Consider the following 418-nt stretch of genomic DNA (forward strand, 5'->3'; position numbering starts at 1 on the left):
AGTTGAGCGCATCGAAAGGGCGCTGGCGCTGTTCATGGTGGTGGCATGGCGCGTGGCCTACCTGATGCGCAAAGGCCGTAACTGCCCTGACCTCGACGCAGCATTGTTCTTCGATCCTGACGAAATTCGCGGCGCGCACCTATTGAACAAGATGAAGATGCCGGCGACCCCACCAACCTTGAATGAAGTCGTTCGCCTGATCGCGAAAATTGGTGGATTCCTGGCTCGCAACAGCGATGGCGAACCTGGCGTCAAGACGATCTGGAAGGGGCTCGATCAAGTGCACGCCTCGGCGGAGACCTTACGTGCATTACGCGACGGGCTGGGGTGACTGACTTATGTATAAGGGCATGCCTCTGGGGTTATTGGAATCGGCTGGACCATTGGTTTTGAGTGCGTGCCAGAGAAATTGGATTGT

1 protein-coding gene is annotated in these 418 nt (G+C 56.5%); it reads left to right on the forward strand.

Going from position 1 to position 418, the window contains the following annotated elements:
- On the forward strand, positions 1 to 331 hold a 331-nt coding region (locus F1735_RS34320), incomplete at its 5' end, for an IS4 family transposase (protein ID WP_267876725.1).
- Between the last annotated feature and the right edge of the window lie 87 nt (positions 332 to 418).

It is taken from the genome of Massilia genomosp. 1 (genome assembly GCF_011682185.1).
Classification (GTDB): domain Bacteria; phylum Pseudomonadota; class Gammaproteobacteria; order Burkholderiales; family Burkholderiaceae_D; genus Telluria_A; species Telluria_A rubra.